Source organism: Telluria sp. ZB2R32, from assembly GCF_059685715.1.
This window is the reverse complement of sequence record NZ_JCASIG010000008.1, coordinates 53,145-69,817: the sequence shown is the minus strand read 5'-3', so window position 1 is coordinate 69,817 and position 16,673 is coordinate 53,145. Positions and strand designations below refer to the sequence as shown.

The 16,673-nt window shown below is 69.1% G+C and carries 16 protein-coding genes; 7 read left to right on the top strand and 9 right to left on the bottom strand.

The features are described from left to right. The first annotated feature begins 27 nt into the window (after window positions 1-27). The 4 genes from AC56LG_RS21130 (at window position 28) to AC56LG_RS21115 (ending at window position 2,995) form a co-directional block, all read left to right on the top strand. Complete coding sequence (locus AC56LG_RS21130; protein ID WP_497168008.1) at window positions 28-927, top strand: LysR family transcriptional regulator; 900 nt, start codon at window positions 28-30, stop codon at window positions 925-927. A gap of 203 nt (window positions 928-1,130) precedes the next feature. Next, window positions 1,131-1,304, top strand: coding sequence for a hypothetical protein (locus AC56LG_RS21125; RefSeq protein ID WP_497168007.1), 174 nt, complete (start codon window positions 1,131-1,133; stop codon window positions 1,302-1,304). A 124-nt stretch (window positions 1,305-1,428) separates the two neighbouring features. Further along, the gene (locus AC56LG_RS21120) at window positions 1,429-1,818 is read left to right on the top strand and encodes a BlaI/MecI/CopY family transcriptional regulator (RefSeq protein ID WP_497168006.1); all 390 of its coding nucleotides are present in this window, start codon (window positions 1,429-1,431) and stop codon (window positions 1,816-1,818) included. After that, entirely contained in the window at window positions 1,808-2,995 is a 1,188-nt protein-coding gene (locus AC56LG_RS21115; RefSeq protein ID WP_497168005.1) for a M56 family metallopeptidase, read from the top strand. Before AC56LG_RS21120 ends, AC56LG_RS21115 begins: the two co-directional genes overlap by 11 nt. A gap of 36 nt (window positions 2,996-3,031) precedes the next feature. Here the strand turns inward: AC56LG_RS21115 and AC56LG_RS21110 are convergent, their stop codons facing one another. Both AC56LG_RS21110 and asd read right to left on the bottom strand, forming a co-directional pair. After that, window positions 3,032-3,607 carry a DUF7010 family protein gene (locus AC56LG_RS21110; protein ID WP_497168004.1) on the bottom strand — a complete coding sequence of 192 codons (576 nt, stop codon included), beginning with the start codon at window positions 3,605-3,607 and terminating at the stop codon, window positions 3,032-3,034. A gap of 60 nt (window positions 3,608-3,667) precedes the next feature. Beyond that, the gene (asd, locus tag AC56LG_RS21105; RefSeq protein ID WP_497168003.1) at window positions 3,668-4,519 is read right to left on the bottom strand and encodes an archaetidylserine decarboxylase; all 852 of its coding nucleotides are present in this window, start codon (window positions 4,517-4,519) and stop codon (window positions 3,668-3,670) included. A gap of 226 nt (window positions 4,520-4,745) precedes the next feature. On the opposite strand from asd, the gene AC56LG_RS21100 reads away from it, so the two are divergent. Next, complete coding sequence (locus AC56LG_RS21100) at window positions 4,746-6,944, top strand: TonB-dependent receptor plug domain-containing protein (RefSeq protein ID WP_497168002.1); 2,199 nt, start codon at window positions 4,746-4,748, stop codon at window positions 6,942-6,944. A gap of 3 nt (window positions 6,945-6,947) precedes the next feature. Here the strand turns inward: AC56LG_RS21100 and AC56LG_RS21095 are convergent, their stop codons facing one another. From AC56LG_RS21095 to AC56LG_RS21065, 7 genes are all read right to left on the bottom strand, one after another. Further along, window positions 6,948-7,262: an EamA family transporter gene (locus tag AC56LG_RS21095; protein ID WP_497168001.1), complete on the bottom strand. Its 315-nt coding sequence runs from the start codon at window positions 7,260-7,262 to the stop codon at window positions 6,948-6,950. A 6-nt stretch (window positions 7,263-7,268) separates the two neighbouring features. Then, entirely contained in the window at window positions 7,269-7,787 is a 519-nt protein-coding gene (locus AC56LG_RS21090; RefSeq protein ID WP_497168000.1) for an EamA family transporter, read from the bottom strand. Window positions 7,788-7,800: 13 nt separating this feature from the next. After that, complete coding sequence (locus AC56LG_RS21085) at window positions 7,801-9,063, bottom strand: MFS transporter (protein ID WP_497168155.1); 1,263 nt, start codon at window positions 9,061-9,063, stop codon at window positions 7,801-7,803. After that, on the bottom strand, window positions 9,051-9,722 hold the full coding sequence (locus tag AC56LG_RS21080; RefSeq protein ID WP_497167999.1) for an HD domain-containing protein: 672 nt from the start codon (window positions 9,720-9,722) through the stop codon (window positions 9,051-9,053). Before AC56LG_RS21080 ends, AC56LG_RS21085 begins: the two co-directional genes overlap by 13 nt. Beyond that, window positions 9,706-10,389 (bottom strand): ribonuclease HI family protein, encoded by a 684-nt coding sequence (locus tag AC56LG_RS21075; RefSeq protein ID WP_497167998.1) that lies wholly within the window; start codon window positions 10,387-10,389, stop codon window positions 9,706-9,708. The genes AC56LG_RS21080 and AC56LG_RS21075 overlap by 17 nt, the downstream gene beginning before the upstream one ends. Window positions 10,390-10,520: 131 nt before the next feature. Continuing rightward, window positions 10,521-11,087 carry a YXWGXW repeat-containing protein gene (locus tag AC56LG_RS21070; protein ID WP_497167997.1) on the bottom strand — a complete coding sequence of 189 codons (567 nt, stop codon included), beginning with the start codon at window positions 11,085-11,087 and terminating at the stop codon, window positions 10,521-10,523. A gap of 206 nt (window positions 11,088-11,293) precedes the next feature. Continuing rightward, window positions 11,294-11,533 (bottom strand): hypothetical protein, encoded by a 240-nt coding sequence (locus AC56LG_RS21065; RefSeq protein ID WP_497167996.1) that lies wholly within the window; start codon window positions 11,531-11,533, stop codon window positions 11,294-11,296. A 327-nt stretch (window positions 11,534-11,860) separates the two neighbouring features. Here AC56LG_RS21065 and AC56LG_RS21060 point away from each other — a divergent pair, with 327 nt between their 5' ends. Beyond that, a complete protein-coding gene (locus tag AC56LG_RS21060) occupies window positions 11,861-15,055 on the top strand; it encodes a penicillin-binding transpeptidase domain-containing protein (protein WP_497167995.1) in 3,195 nt (1,064 codons plus the stop codon). Between the two features lie 312 nt (window positions 15,056-15,367). Beyond that, on the top strand, window positions 15,368-16,663 hold the full coding sequence (locus AC56LG_RS21055; RefSeq protein WP_497167994.1) for a hypothetical protein: 1,296 nt from the start codon (window positions 15,368-15,370) through the stop codon (window positions 16,661-16,663). Window positions 16,664-16,673: the final 10 nt, after the last annotated feature.

Genomic DNA, 16,673 nt, shown 5'->3' with positions numbered 1-16,673 from the left:
ACATTATTCAGCCAGTGGAACAATGTCATGGAAGTCGAACCGAACGACCTGCTGCTGTTCGCGCGCATCGTCGAAGCCGGCAGCTTCAGTGCGGCGGCGCTGCGCGTGAACCTGCCCAAATCGACGGTGTCGCGCCGCATCGCCCTGCTGGAGGCGCGCCTGGGCGAACGGCTCCTGCAGCGCACCACGCGCAAATTGATGGTGACCGAATTCGGCGCCAGCCTGCTCGAACACGCGCGCAAGGTGGCGGAAGAAGCGGAAGCGGCCGGCGCCCTGGCCCAGCACCGCCAGGCCGCGCCCAGCGGGCGCCTGCGCATTTCGCTGCCGGCCGATTTCGCCAACCTCGGCATGAGCGCCATGATCGGGCGCTTCCTGGCGCGCTATCCGGCGGTGAGCGTCGAGCTGGATTTGTCGCCGCGCCGGGTCGACCTGGTGGCGGAAAATTTCGACATCGCGATCCGCATGGGCGACCTGCCCGACGACGCCACGCTGGCCGCGCGGCGCGTCACGCTGCAGCGCTTCGGCCTGTATGCCGCGCCGTCGTACACGGCCGTGCGCGGCCTGCCCGAGCATCCCGACGACCTGCTCGGCCACGACCTGCTATGTCTTCTGAGCCGCGGCGGCGGTGCGCTGTCGTGGACGCTCACGCGCGGCAAGCTGCGCTGGCAGCGCGAACTGCCGGCGCGCCTGACGGCCAATTCTCCCGACCTGCTGGCGCGCATCGCCTGCAGCGGCGCCGGCATCGCGGCCAGTTCCGAACTGTTCGCCGCGCCGCTGGTCAAGAAGGGCGAACTGGTGCGGGTGCTGCCGGAATGGGACTTGCCGCCCGCGGTTGGCTGGGCCGTCTTTCCGGGGCGCCGGCTGATGCCGGCCAAGACACGGGCGTTTCTGGATATGATGGAAGAGATGTTTTGCGGCGAGGGCTAGCCTTTCATCTCCAACCTGAAAAGAGCACATGACGATGCGATCCGGACCCGTACTTCTGCTGGCGGCCGCGCTGCTCGCCGCCGCGACGCCGCTGCCGGGGCGCGCTTTCACGCCGCCACCGCCGCCACCACCGTGCGTTCCCGCGCCGGCCGGCGTGTCGGCCGCAGCGCTGGGTGCGATCATCGCGGGCAATGCTTCTCCACATGTCTTTACCGGACGAAGCGACGCGGCATGGCAATGGACAGGCCGCCTGTTCGCTCGCCGGTATCAATCCCTTGCCGGCGGACTTCGCCGCGCCGCTGGCGGCGGCACTGGCGAACAATCCCGGCGACGTCGGCTTGCGCAAGGCGCTCGCGAATACGCGGCAGACGAGATAGCGCCCGCGGCGACGGCTGCAAAGCATCCCGCTCCAGAAGCGATCAAATTCGGACAAAGAACAATTGACGGCACCGTTTACAAGTGTAATCATCCATGCTGATTACACTTGTAAACGATAACTGCATGAACGACGAATCAGGTACGAAGATCAGCGACGCCGAGTCGCATGTCATGGAAGTGCTGTGGGCAGCGCCGGCGGCGCTGGCCGCCGAGGACATCATTGCGGCATTGTCCAGGGAGCGCCAGTGGCAGGCCGCCACCATCAAAACCCTGCTCAATCGCCTGCTCAGGAAAGGCGCGATTTCCTCGCAAAAGGACGGACGCCGCTTCCTGTACCGGCCGGTCCTCGAGCGCGAGGAATGGCTGGCCCAGGAAAGCGGCAGCCTGCTCGAACGCCTGTTCGGCGGGCGCATCGCACCGCTGGTTGCGCATTTCGGAAACCGGCGCAAACTGTCGCCCAACGACATCGCGGAATTACGCAAGCTGATCGATGAGCTCGACGATGGCAAGTGAATTCACCTCCCTCATCTTGCGCGCCGCACTCATGAGCAGTATCGCGATCGTGGCCTTGCTCGTCCTGCGCAGGCCGCTGCGGCGATGGCTGGGCGCGAGTAGCGCCTACCAGGCCTGGTCGGTCGTCCCTGCCGTCACTGTCGCCGCCATGCTGCCGGCCGGCCTGGCGCCGGTCATCCAGGCCGCGCCCGCCTTGCGGCCGGTACAGGCGCTGGCCGCACGGGCGACCCCGCTGGCGGCTGCCCACGTCGACCTGCTGCTCCTGCTCTGGGCTTGCGGCCTGCTCGCCGGCGCGGCCTGGTTCGTCGCCGCCCATGGCGCATTCCTGCGCAGGGCGGGGCGGCTGACCCGCAGTGGCGACGTCCACGTCGGCGCCGGCGCCGTCGGCCCGGCATCGGTGGGGCTGTTCCGCCCCCGGATCATCGTGCCGCACGACTTCCGCCGGCGCTATTCGCCGCAGGAGCAGGTGCTGGTGATCGCCCACGAACGCACGCATATCCTGCGCCGCGATGCCTGCGCCAACCTGCTGGCGGCCGTTTTCCAGTGCGTTTTCTGGTTCAACCCGTTGGCCCACATCGGTGTCAGGTCCTTGCGCCAGGATCAGGAAATCGCCTGCGATGCAATCGTCATGCAGCAGTATCCGCGCCAACGGCGCATCTATGCGGAAGCGCTGCTCAAGTTTCACACCGGTGTGCCTGCCACGCGCGCCGGCATCCACTGCCACTGGCAATCCCATCATCCCACCAAGGAGCGTCTCATGAGTCTGCAGCTTAGCCCTTCCACTACTGTTCGCCGTGCGATCGGCCGTTGTGTTCTTGCCTGCCTGGCCGTCACTGCTGTCGCCGCCACCATCGGCGCGCGCGCCGAACAGGCTACAACCGGACCCGTGTACCGGATCGAGATGACGCTCGACGCGAACGGCGAACAATCGACGCCGCGCGTATTGGCAAGGAACGGCGAGCAGTTCGCCGTCGCCTCGGGTAAGTGGCGCGTCGACATGACGGTGCGCCAGGCCGAGGCGCAGGACGCCGTGTGGTTGACCGGCCGCCTGTTCGACGACGGCCGGCTCGTCGGCACGCCGACCTTGCTCGCACGCCTGAACGAACCGGCCACCGTCAAAGTCGATGGCGCACATGTGCCGCTGACCTTGTCGATGACCGTCCTGTCCCAGCCGTAGTTTGCGACGCAGCGGCTCGGCGTGCGCGCCGGGTCATCAGCGCCCGCGCCGCGCCGCAGCGAGGATGAACGTACCAAAGCCCACTTCGATCGCCGCACCCGCGAACGCGCCGGTGGCCGCGCCGGCGCCCTGCGACCCCAGCGCATAGCCGGCCAGCGCCAGCACCGCGCCGAACGGCAGGTAGATGCGCATGCCGTAGAGTGTCGCAAAGGTGAGGTAGCGCCCACCGATCACGAACAGCATCGCCGGAAAGAACCAGTCGATGCGCAGCAGCGACACCGCATAGGCCAGCGGCAGGCACAGGATCATCCAGATCGTCGTCGTCAAGGCGAGGGTGCCGAGCGGGTTGGCGCGCGCATGCGCCGCCGGGCGCCCGGACAGCTTGAGCAGGACCAGGGCAACTGGATGGATCAGCATGCCGCCGATGAACAGCGCCCACACGGCTTGCGCGGGCGAGCGCAGGATGCACGCCATGCCGGCGACGAACCAGACCGTGCCGGAGGTGAGGATGCCGGGCGCGCCATCCATGTAGGCGTGGCGCATGTCGCGCTGCGCGTCGGCGATGGTGAGGGCAGCCGGGATGGCGGTGGCGGTCTGGGGCAGGGCGCTCATGGACAGGCTCCGCAGGAGAATGGTTGCTCATCCTCCCACGAAAACCTTGTCAGGACAACATTAAACCGGCCGGTTACCCATCATCTCGCCCAGCCGCACCTTGCGCTCCGGCGCCCAGTCGGCATTGAAGGCAATCGTTTTTTCCTTGAACAGCATCACGACCGTGGAGCCGAGCAGGAAGCGGCCCATCTCGTCGCCCTTTTTCAGCACGACCGGCTTCGACTCATAAGTCCATTCCGAGATGCGGCCGGTGCGCTGCGGGTTGACCACGCCATGCCATGGCGTCGCCATGCTGCCGACGATGGTGGCGCCGACCAGCACCATGACGAAAGTGCCGAATTCATCGGACTCGAACACGCACACCACGCGCTCGTTGCGTGCGAACAGGCCCGGCACGCCGCGCGCGGTGGTCGGGTTCACCGAGAACAGCGCGCCCGGCACGTAGATCATGCGCGTCAGGCGGCCGTCGCAGGGCATGTGCAGGCGGTGGTAATCCTTCGGGCTCAGGTACAGGTTGGCGAAGGAACCGTGCTGGAACTGGGCGCCCAGCGTGGCGTCGCCGCCGACGAGCTGGGTGGTGGTGAACTTGTGGCCCTTGGCCTGCAGGATGTGGTGGTCGTCGATCGCGCCGAACTGGCTGATCGCGCCATCGACCGGGCAGACGAAATCGGCCTGCGCCAACGGACGCACGCCATCCTTCAGCGGACGCGTGAAGAACTCGTTGAAGCTCGGGTAGCTGGCGATGTCCGAATTGTGCGCCTCGTCCATGTTGACGCCGTACTTGGCCACGAACCAGCGGATCAGGCGGGTCGTCATCCTGCCGCCGCGGTGGCCGGCAACGCGGCCGGCGAACGAGGTCAGCGCCTGCTTCGGCAGGACATATTGCGGCAGTACTTTGAAACGATCGGACACGATGGCAGCCCTTATTACTTGTGATGATGGCGAATTATAAATAAGCGGCGTACCGGTGCATATCTTTGTTTGAACGGCAGCCCTGCGCAGCAGTGTAGCGCATCGTCCACGGCGGGCGCGCCAGTCCGGCGTCTGGAGGACATGCATATCGAAAATATATTCCACTGAGCATCTATTCAGGAGTGAACTCATGGACAATACATTCTCATAAACTTGGCTTTCTGATATGTATATCCTCGCACCGATCCGCCTGACCCTGCTGGCCGCCGCGCTGGCTTCCGCCTTCCCTGCCTTTGCCCAGCAGAGCACGTCCACGGTGTCGAAAGCGGACGATTCCGCTTCCGCGCCCGAGCAGAAAATGCAGAAAGTCGAAGTGCGCGGCAGCGCCGACAGCTACGACCCGCGCCGCGACGACACCGCCACCAGGATCGTGGTCGGGCAGGAGGAGCTCCTGAAATACGGCGATACCAATGTGGCCGACGTGCTCAAGCGCGTACCCGGCATCACCGTCAATAGCCCGAACGGGCGCGGCGCCGAGATCCGCATGCGCGGCTTGGGCGCCGGCTACACGCAGATCCTGATCAATGGCGAACGCGCGCCCAACGGCTTCACGCTCGATTCGCTGTCGCCCGACGTGATCGAGCGCATCGAAGTGCTGCGCGCCGCCAGCGCCGAGTTTTCCACCCAGTCGGTCGCCGGCACCGTCAACATCGTGCTGAAAAAAGCGGTGCGGAGCAGCCAGCGCGAATTCAAGCTCGGCGCGCGCGCCGGCAGCGGCTTTTCCGGCCCGACGGCGAATATCCAGCTGTCCGACAAACTGGGCAAGATGTCGTACTCGATTGCCGGCAGCGCCATGTTCGAACAGTACAGGCGCGAGACGGCCAGCGACGAGCAGGGCTTCGACCTGGCCGCCGACCCGAACCTGGTGCGCCGGAGCGACGGCGACGAGCACGCGCGTTTCAACCATTTCAACCTCGCGCCGCGCCTGAACTGGACGCTGGACAACGGCGACACGCTGACATCGCAAACCTTCGTCAACCTGGTGCGCTTTCGCAACCGCAGCCACGAGAGCACGCGCACGACTTTGGGCGCGGCCCCGCTCTATCCCGAGCTCGATACGGCGCTGCGCCTGAACAACGACGTGCTGCGCAGCGAATTGAACTGGGTGCACAAGATGGCCGACGGCGCCAAGCTCGACGTCAAGGCCAGCCTGATCGGCGGCCAGAACACGACCGACAACTGGCGCTGGACGGCGCCGGGATCGCCGCGCGCACTCGACAACCAGGTGCATCTGGAAGCGGACGAAGTCGGCGCCACCACGGTCGGCAAGTTCAGCAAGACGATCCTGAAGGACCACGCGCTCGGCATGGGCTGGGATGCCGGCTGGTCGGTACGCGAGGACAGCCGCGAGGAATTCGAGGCCGGCCGCACGCTCTATCCGGCGCTGGCGGACGGCGAAACCTCCGAATCGCGCGTCACGCGCCTGGCCCTGTACGCCCAGGACGAATGGAACCTGACGCCGCGCTGGTCGGTCTACCTGGGCGCGCGCTGGGAAGGCATCCGCACCACCACCTCCGGCAACACGTTCGTTACCGGCCGCTCGAGCTCGAACGTCTGGAGCCCGGTCATGCAGACCCTGTGGAAGATCCCGGGAACGAAGGGCGACCAGGTCCGCTTCGCCGTCACCCGCACCTATAAAGCGCCGAGCTTCCAGCAGCTGATTCCGCGCCGCCAGACCTCGGTCGACAACCGCTCGACCGATCCCGACTACGCCGGCAATCCCGACCTGCAGCCCGAACTGGCGCTCGGCTTCGACGCCTCCTGGGAGCATTACTGGGCCGAGGGCGCGCTGTTCTCGGTCAGCGCCTCGACGCGCCGCATCGACGGCTACATCCGCCACCTGGTCGATTTCGACGGCGCGCGCTGGGTGGCGATGCCGATGAACGCGGGACGCGCGGCCACGCGCGGGCTGGAACTGGAAACCAAGTTCCCGCTGAAAGCCCTCATGAAGGAGGCGCCGGCGATCGACCTGCGCGCCAGCCTGTCGGCCAACTGGTCGCGCGTGGATGGCGTGCCGGGGCCGGACAACCGCCTCGACGGCCAGACGCCGCTGTCGGGCAACCTCGGTATCGACTACAAGCGCGCCGCCATCACCACAGGCGCCAGCTTCGCTTACAAGCAGGGTGGCACGGTGCGTGTCTCCGAACGCCAGACGTCCTTCATCACGCCGCGGCGCGACCTCGAAGCCTACGTGCTCTACAAGTTCAATGGGAAGCAGGCACTGCGCGTGGCGCTGTCGAACCTGCTCGGCCAGGATTTCGTCAACCGCGGCAGCTTCGTGGAAGAGGGGCGCGGCCTGGTGCTGCGCGAGTCGCGCTTCAAGGCCGGACCGAGCGCGCGCGCGACGCTGGAGATGAAGTTTTAGGAGTCAGCCTAGTCGCATCGCGGCGGCGCCGGCCGCGATCAGCACGGCGCCGATCACGCGCGCGGGGCCGACCCGTTCGCGCAGCACCAACGCCGCGATCAAGGTCGCAAACAGGATCGACGTCTCGCGCAGCGCGGCCACCGCCGCCACCGGCGCCGCCGTCATCGCCCACAGCGCGATGCCGTAGGAGCCTGCCGTCATCAGGCCGCCGCCCAGCGTCACGCCCAGCGTCAGGTTCGGACTGCGGCGCGCGAACGGCAGCAGTTCGCGGCCATGGCGGCGCCAGCCCAGCGCCAGCACGCCCATGGCCGTCAGCACGAAGATCTACATCGTGTAGCCGGCGGCGGCGCCCGAGCGGCGTACCCCGGCGCCGTCGACCAGCGTGTACAGCGCAATCACGCAGGCGGTGCCGAGTGCGAGCAGCGTGGTACGGCGCGATCCGGCCTGACCGCTTCCGAACATCGCCAGCACGCCGCCGCAGATCAGCGCGACGGCCAGCCATTGCGTGGCGCTCAGGACTTCGCCAGCAAGGGCGCCGCACAGGGCGACAATCAGCGGTGCGCAGCCGCGCATCAGCGGATAGGCGTGGCTGAGGTCACCGCTGCGGTAGGTGGCGATGAGCAGGAAGTAGTACCCGATCTGCGCCAGCGCCGAGGCGCCGATGTAGGGCCAGCTGGCCGGATCGGGCGCGGCCACGAAGGGCAGGGCGAGCGCGCACAGCAGACCGGCGCCGCCGGCCACCAGGATGGTCGCCACGGCGCCGCCATGGGCCTTGATCAGCGTGTTCCAGCCGGCGTGCAGCAGCGCTGCGCAGAGGACGGCGGCGATGATGGGATCGGACAAGAGAGACGCTCGTTCAGTTGGATTCTCCGGCGCGGCGGCGCCGGAAGTAGCGCAGCGCCGCCAGCACCGCCAGCGCCTGCATCGCCGCCGTGACGTAGAAGCTGCTGCCGATGCGCCAGTCGCCCGCCGGCAGGTGGCTCACCTCGCCCAGGATCGCCGCGCCCAGCAGCGGCATCACGACCACGCCCAGGCTGCTGATCGATTGCAGTGAACCCATCAGCTCGCCCTGCTCGGCGGGATCGGTTTTACGCGAGATGAGCGCCTGCAGCGCCGGCCCGGCGGCAAAGGCGAGCAGGTTGCAGCAGATGAAGAGATACATCATCCAGCCCTGGGTGGCGAGCCCGTACAGCAGGTAGGTGAGCGCGCCCGAGGCCAGGCCCAGCACCGCCAGGCGCGCCTCGCCGAAACGGCGCACCAGGATCGCCAGCAGCCAGGCCTGGACCACGACAGTGGCGAGCCCCACGCAAAACATGGCGATGCCGTTGTCGCGCGGGGTCCAGCCGAAGCGGAAGGTGGTGTACAGCACCCATGTCCCCTGCGTCATCATCTGGGCGAAGCTGGCCAGCGCAAACACCAGCACCAGCGGCCGGATCGCGCGCCGCGCCAGCAGCCGCCGCAGCGCGCGCAGCGGATTGATGCGGCTGCGCTCGAACGGCGCGCGCGGGCCAGGGGGCAGCGACTCGGGCACGAACAGGGCGCCATACACCAGGTTGGCCGCGGCCAGCGCGCCCGCCACCCAGAACGGCAGCGCCAGCGAGATCTCGCCCAGCAGGCCGCCCAGCACCGGGCCGCAGATGAAGCCGGCGCCGAAGGCGGCCCCGATCCGGCCGAAGCTCCGGGCGCGATTCTCCGGCGTCGACACGTCCGAGGCATAGGCCATCGCCGCCGACATGCTGGCCGCCGACACGCCGCCAATGGCGCGCCCGACGAACAGCCAGCCCAGGCTGGGCGCCCAGGCCGTGACCAGGAAACTGAGGCTCATGCCGCCCATCGAATACAGCAGCACCGGACGGCGTCCGACACGGTCGCTCACAGCCCCCACCATCGGCATGAACAGGAATTGCAGCAGACCGAACACGGCGGCGAGGATGCCGTACCACAGCGCCTGCTCGTCGCGCCCTGGGACGAACTGGCCGACCAGCACCGGCATCACCGGCACGATCAGGCCGATGCCGAGCATGTCGAGGAAGACGCTGATCAGGACGAAGTTGAGCTTGCCCGTGCTGGACTTTGTGTGCGGATCGGATGTCGGCGCCGGTGCGTTCACGCGTCCGATCCTGATGACCCGCCCAGCCACTCGGCCGCGAACTCGCGGCGGAACGCCAGCAGGCGCCCCAGGCGCTCGTCGGCGAGCGCGCGTCCGGCCTCGGTCCCCATCATGCCCGGCAGTTGCGCCAGCTTGACCATGACGTGGTCGAGCGTCCAGGCACGGTCATCGAGCGGGCGCGCGTCGGCCAGCGGATCGCTCGGGTGCGCCAGCGCGCGGCCCATGCTGCCGGCCACGTAAAACATGCGCGCCAGGCCGACCGCGCCGAGGGCGTCCAACCGGTCGGCATCCTGCACGATCTGCGCTTCGATGGTGGTCGCCGCGATCGCGGCCGAAAAGCTGTGCGCCGCGATGGCGTGGGCGACGGCGTCCAGCCGTTCGGGCGGAAAGCCGAGCTCTGTCAACTGTGCGCAGGCCAGCCGCGCCGAGCGGGTCGAGGCCTGGGCGCGGTCCGGGTCGTCTTTCGGCAGGTTGACCAGGTCATGCAGGTAGCAGGCGGCCAGCACCACCAGGGCGTCGGCCTCCGGGTGGTGCGCCAGCAGGGCTTGCGCACTGCGCCAGACGCGCTCGAGGTGGCTGGCGTCGTGGGCGCCGTCGTCGTCGTTGCGGGCGGCTGCCAGCGCAGCCAGGCGTGGGCGCCAGTGTGCGAGTTCAGGGGAGGAGGGCATCGTGTTCCATGGTGGGCGCCAGGCTGGCGCGCTGCGACAGCACGTCGGCTTCCAGGTTCTTGTGGCGGGGCACCCAGCGCAGGCTGGCGCCGGGGAGGCGCGCCAGCAGCGCGTGCACGCGGGCGCGGTAGGGCTGCAGCGAGGGCGCGCCGGCGCTTGCGGGGGCGGCGACGTCGTCGATCACGACCCGGCTGTCGCCATACACCGTGAGTTCGCGCGCGCCGTGCGCCATCGCCGCTTCGAGCACGGCGATCAGGGCCAGGTATTCGGCTTCGCTGCTGTTGCCGTAGCCGGCCGGCTGCGAGAGTTCGACCAGTTCGCCGGCGGGGCCGAGCAGACGGGCGCCGATGCCGCAACGGCCCGGATTAGGACGGGCAGAGCCATCGAACCATGCGCGCCAGGCCGTGGGCAAGCCGTCGTGGCGGGCGCGCCGTTCTACCCGGGCGGTCTCGCGTGCCACTGCGCGTGCGGCACGCCGCACCGCCTCGGCCGCGCGCAATGCCGCGCGTTCGCGCAGCAGCGCGTCCAGGCCGGCGCCGCCGCTGCTGGCAGTGAGGGTGGCGCGCAAGGCCTCCTCGAGGGGGAGACTGGCACGCAGGGCCAGCTTGCGGCTGGCGGACAATTCGGTGCGGTTGGCGGCGCCTTGCAGGCGGTCGAGTTCGGTCATGGCGTGAGCATAACCGTTTTTTGGCGTAGGGTGGCCGGCTCCACCCGAGAGGGTGAGCAGCGGCTGCGTGTACGCCGCCCACGCGTTACCAAAGCCCAGCCACTGCGGTGGAGCCGGCCACCCGGCCCGGATCAGCGGCGGTACGGATTGTCCGGCCGGCTGTCGCGGTCGTTGCGGCGGCCGTCGCCATCGCGGTCGCGGTCGTAGCGGTTCGGCACGCCGTCGTTGTCGCGGTCGCGGTCGTAGCGGTTGGGGATGCCGTCGCGGTCGGTATCGCCACGGCCGCCACGGTGGTCATAGCGATCGCGGTCGCCGCGGTAGCCGTGGCCGCCGTTATACCGATTATCGTAGAAGCCCTGGCGCCCGTAGCCGTCGCGCACGCCGTAGCCGCCACGCGGGGACCAATGACCCTGCTGCATGTACCAGCGGCCGCCGCGCTGCTGCCAGGCCGGCGGCGCGTAGATATAGCCGGGGCGCTCGACGATATAGGTGCCCGGCACCCAGTAGTGGCGATGGCCGCGCCAGTCCCAGTACCCTGGCGACCAGACATAGCCGCGGCGCACGGCGGGAGCACGCTCGTACATCGGGGCCGGCGGGGCCGAGCCGATGTACAGTTCGACGTTTTGCGCCATCGACGGCAGCGGTGCATAGGCGGCGCCGAGGGCGATCAGGGTGGCAAGGGTCAGGCTGGATTTCATGTCGTTCTCCATCTCCAAAAGCGGATGATTCAATATATCAATCGCTTGATCGGGATGGGGCATTTGACGCAAGTGCTTACAACTGAAACAGATTGCAGCAGCTGGGCTGCAACAGGCTGCGGGGAGGCGGAAAACAGTAGAGCGGGAAGGCGGATGGAACGGGATGCCGGGCGCCCGTCAAGGAGCGGACCGGCGCACAGCGGCGCTCAAATCCGGCTCCCGCCACTGCGGCGATCGGCCAGCACGGTCGGCTGTTCGGCGCCGGGGCGCTTGCCTTTCACGACCACGACAGCCATCTTGGTTTCGGTAGCGATGCTCGAATCCAGGATGGCGGCCGGGCGGGCCTGGGCCTGCGCTTCCGACAGCGGAGCGCTGAAGAAGCTGGCCGAGCCGAGGGCGGCGAAGGCAACGACGAAAACGGCTTCCATGTGCTTGGCGATGTTCACGGTGTGTCTCCTTGTAGCGTCTGAAAAAATCCTCCATGGCTGCGTTGCATTCGTCTCGCCGTACTATCGTACTGTCTTCGACGATGCGCCTTGCCCTGGAGTTTTTTTCAAACGCGAGTGGGTTGGGTTTCGATGTGTCCACTGTAGTCATCGCCCCTCCCAAACGCCATCCGATTGCGACAAGGTGCATGAAAAGCGGGATGGCCTGCACAAATCCGCGACCGGCGCGCCGGCGCCAACGTCGGCGATCGCGACGGTAACGGGCGGCTTTTCGCGTCCCCCCGCTAAAGGCTGCAGGAGCGGCCGCCCTGGGCGCGTGGAGGAACGATGGGAGAGATGTTTGCGACGGTATTTGCCGGGCTTGGTGCAAGGCGCAGGGCCTGGCGGCGCGCGCGCAACCTGCGCGCCGGCAGCCGCTCTGCGCCTGTTGCGCTGGGCCGGCTTGCCTTTGGCTGGCGCCCCAACAGCGGCTTCTGGCTCGCCCTGCTGGCCACCGCTTTCGTCCTCGGCGGCGCCTTGCTCATCGCCGGCCATGCGCGTTCGCTCGGCGCCGCCGCGCCCGGCAGGATGGACGCCGGCGGCCCGGTGCGCACACTGGCGTCGTTCCAGCCGGCGCTGCCGGGCGTCTCGTTCAACGTTCCCGCAACGTCCGGCGTGAGCCTGTCGGCGCAGCCCGGCGGCGCCTTGCTGGTCGTATCGAACATGCGCGCCGGGCGCCCAGTCGCGATCGACCTGTGCAGCCAGGTGTTGGCCGGCAGCGGCGGGCGGCTGGCGCCGCTGCGCATCGGCTACCGCTTTCGCGACGTGGCGCGCTGGGCCGCGCGCAACGAGACCGCGGCCAGTCCCGTCACCTTGCGCAATGTCGTGCTGAGCGGCGCCGCCATGCCACTGGTCGACGTCACCGGCTCCCTGGCTGCGCCGCTGCAGCTGGCCTGGCGCGGCCAGGCGCGCTGGATCGGCGACGCCAGCGGCGGCACCATCGGTCGCAATGGATACGATGGGCGCGGCGCCGCGACCCTCGGGCGCGAAGGCTGGCTGGTCTGGAGCGAACACGATGCGCTGCGCATCGCGCGCCGCGCCGGCGGCGCCTGCCCGCAAGGCGAACTGGTACTGACGCGCTATTCGGCGGCACCCGGCGCCGAGGGCGCGGCCTTTGTCGCTGCCTTTCCCGCGCAGGGCCCGGTGCATGGCGCGCGCCTGGCGCCCGGCGACTACCGCGTGCCGGCAGCGGCGCCGGCGGCGCTGGAAGACGGCGCCCTGTTCCGGGACTTGCTGGCGCGCGGCCTGGTGCGCCTCGGGGCGGGCGGCCTGGTCGAGGTGGCGCCGCGCGACCTGGCGCAGTGGCGCGCGGCCGCGCCCGGCCAGCGCAGCGCCGACCTGCACACGTGGGACAAGGTCGTGCTCGACGCCGGCGGCCGGCGCCTGCTCGAACGCCTGCATCACCGCGCCGACGGCGCCTATGTGCGCGAACAGATCCGCGTCTTCAACGGCGAACGGCGCCTGCTGGCCTGGCGCGTGCGCCCGGATTTCACCGGCGGCGCCTGGCGCGCGCAGGCAGCGTCTGCGGCGGCCGCCACGAGCGAAGCGATGCCGCTCGCGTCGGCACGCCTGTTCGACCGCCTGCCGCAGGGCTGGGCGCCATGGCGGCGCGTGGCCGACTGGCCCGGCGGCGCGGGCACAGGTGAAGGCGCGGCGCGGCTGGTGCTGACGCTGGCGCAACCGGCCAGCGGCAACGAGCGCTTCGAATTGATGCTGGCCGGGCGCGTGCAGGGTATCGCCGGCGCCGCGACCATCGCTACGCTGCCGGCCTGCGGCGGCCGCGCCTGCCGCCAGCCCGACGACGTGCGCACGCTGTTGCTGGCGCCGCAGCGCGGCGCGCGCGAGATCGTTGTCAGCGCCACGCCGCTCGGCCTTGCCGCCATGAGCGGTACGGGCGACGCCGCCTATCGCCATCTGCAGATAAAGAATGGCCGGCTTGCGTGGCAGGCGCTGCCGCACAGTGGCCCGGTTGCGGGCACGGCTTCCGTTCCGGTCAGCCTGGCCGACCGCCACGGCGCACCGCTGTGGGAAGCCGGCGGCGCAACCGCTAGCGCGCGCAACGCGGGCCTGGCCACGCTGTTGGGCCTGAACCCGCAGCACGCCGCCAGCGTGGCCGGCATGCTGGCGCGCCTGCCGTCGCCCGCCGGTCGCGCGCATGCGGCCACACTCACGCTCGACCTCGACCTGCAGCTCCTCGCGGCGGCAGTGCTGGACTGTGTCGGCATGCGCCGCGGCGCATGGGACGGCAGACGTTGCCAGGGCGGTGCGGCCGCGCCCGAGGGCCGCCAGGCCGGGCTGGTGCTGCTCGATACCGGCAGCGGCGACATCCTCGCCGCCGCCAGCGGTGGTGCCGCCGCAGCGCAGCACGAATGGAGCGAGCTGCGCGATTTCGACCGCGTCGACCCGGCGCGCAGCCCCTTGCGCCAGGCGGCGCTGCAGCACGACGGCGGCGCCGAACGCAGTCCCGGCTCGACCTTCAAGATCGTCAGCGCGCTGGGGCTGGAACTGGCGGCGCAGCGCAATTCAAAGTTAAATTCGCAACTCGACGCGCTGCTGGGCGGGATGCCGCTGGCGCAGATCAACGCGCTGGCCGCCGCGCGCGGTTTCCCGTTCCGTACCGATGCGGCGAGTTACCCGAATGCGGGCAGCGGTGCGCGCATCACCAACTTCCGCGACGGCAGCCTCGACCGCCGCGCCAGCGAAGGCAAGCTGGGTCTGGCGCAGGCGCTGACCTATAGCCTGAATACCTGGTTCTCCTGGGGCGCGGAACTGTCGGATGCCAGCCTGCTCGGCAAGGCGCAGGGCGGAGCGCCCAGCCTGCGCGCGCTCGACGACACCGCGCTCGCCGGCGTGCGCCCGATCGCCGACATGGCGCGCCGCCTCGGCTTCGAGCGGCCCTTGATGCTCGACGGCGGCCTGCTGCCGCTTGAATACGACTGGCGCAGCTGGGATGCGCTGCAGTCGAGCGTGGCCGGCTTCGACCCGATCGGTGCGCGCCACGAACTGCGCCAGATGGCGATCGGCTTGCGCATGCAAGCCACGCCGCTGCACATGGCCCTCGCCGCCGGCGCCGTCGGCGAGGGCAGGGCGATCGCGCCGCGCCTGCTGCTGGCGCTCGACGGTCGTGAAGCGCGCGCGCAGCCGGGCGCGCCGCTGGGCGTGCGCCTGGACCGCATCCGCGCCGGCCTGCACGGCGTCGTCACGCAGGGCACGGCGGCGAGCGTCTTCCGTGATCCGGCATTCGAGCGCCTGCGCGCCGGCCTGTACGGCAAGACCGGCACCGCGCCGGTGGGCGACGAAGGTCTCGCCAGTGTCTGGTTCACCGGCTGGCTCGAACCCGGCAGCATCCCCGGACAAAACCGGCGCCTGGCCTTCGCGGTCTTCGTCAGCCGCTCGAACGCCACCGGCGGCGAGCACGCGGCCCCGGTGGTGGCGGCCCTGCTGCGCACGCTGGCCCAGAACGCCAAACAGAAAGAAGGCTAAGCACAGACATGTAAGGTGGGCGGCTCCACTTCTTCGGTTTGTGTGCTCGTGCTGCGTGCGCCGCCCACGCGTTCAGCCAACGGATGATTCGTCGCGAGATATCAGACTGTGGTTGAACGCGTGGGCGGCGTTTAGCAACAGATAGGCACGCGCACAGGTATAGCCGCCCACCTTACAGGTCAGTGCATCGTTACCAAAACCTCGAACAGAAACGGATCTGACCCACTCCAAAACGCCTTGCATCTATGTTTCTGTGGCATGATTTACAAAATCCGTTATCTGGCGGATACACCATCGACACAAGAGGAAGGTATGCGTTTGCCGGGAACCCGGTACCAGGAGCCGGGCTGGGAGCAGGTGCGCAAGCTGCTCGGACAATGTTCGCTCGAGGCCTTTGCCCGCTGCGGCCTGGCCGCGCTGTTGCCGCCCGCCGCGCGGGAGGAAGCGCTGGCCGAGTACATCGACCTGCTGGCCGAACGCCTGCACGCGGCGCGCCACGGCGCGCGTGCGCAGGCCGCCGGCAACAGCTATGGCGACAGCGTGTTCGAGCTGGCGCTGCTGCTGGCCTATGAGCTGGCCGCACGCCCGGACGATTGGGATGCCTTTCGCACCGCGCTGGCGCCAGGGTTCTGGCGCCAACCCGGCGGCGAGGCGCTGCTGCGCAAGAAGGTCAACGATATGTTCGCGCTCTTGCGCGACAAGGTCGACGCCGACAATTACCAGGCCGCCTGCGGCCGCCCCTGCAGCCCGAACCGCATTTACGCCTACCGCATGCTCGACACGGCCTATGGCGAGATCGCGCGCCTGTTCGGCGGCTGGCGCGAGCACCGCGCCCAGGTCGGCGCCATCCTCGGCCGGCCAGTCGAGACGACGATTCCGATCGAGGTACGACAATTGAGTTCGATCGCCGGCTGCCGCCCCGAATGGATCCTGCGCTGGAGCGAGACGCTCGAACGATTCAGCGGTGCGCCCGGCCCGCTGCATACGCGCTCGAAGCGCTTCGACAGCCTGAAGAACAATGCGGGCCGGATCGGCGAGATGCTGGCCGAGATCGGCGAATACGAAGCGCTGTCGGCGAACCGCGACCGCGACTGGCTGCACGACCTTGACAGCTCGGCCGCCTGGATCGAGGATTACTGGCGCGTGCTGGACGAGTCACAGGCTGCTGCGGAGGCCGCGGCCACGCCAGGCCCGGACCTGATCCTCGAAGCGCTGCAGGACGAACTCGACGCAGTGGAGGCGCCGCCTGCCGCGGGTGAGGACGATGCCGGCGACGATGCCGACGAGGACGCTCCGGCGGCCGCGCTGCGCGCACAGTCCGTTTCACTGCCCCCCGGCTTTGTGCTTGAGGCGGGTGCGGCGCAGGAGCCGGGCAGCTGGAGCGCGCGCATGCTGGCCGGCGACTCGCTGGCGGTGCGCCTTGCCGTGTACCTGCACATCCTCGGCCCCGCGGACGACAGCTATCCGGACGCATGGCGCGACCCGGCGACGAACGCGCTGCCGACGATGGCGCAACTGGCCGCGCTCGATGCGGTGTCATTGCCGACGCTGCGCAAACGGCGCGACGCGGCCATCGCTCGGCTGGACGCCGCAAACCAATCCGCATGACGATCGACTG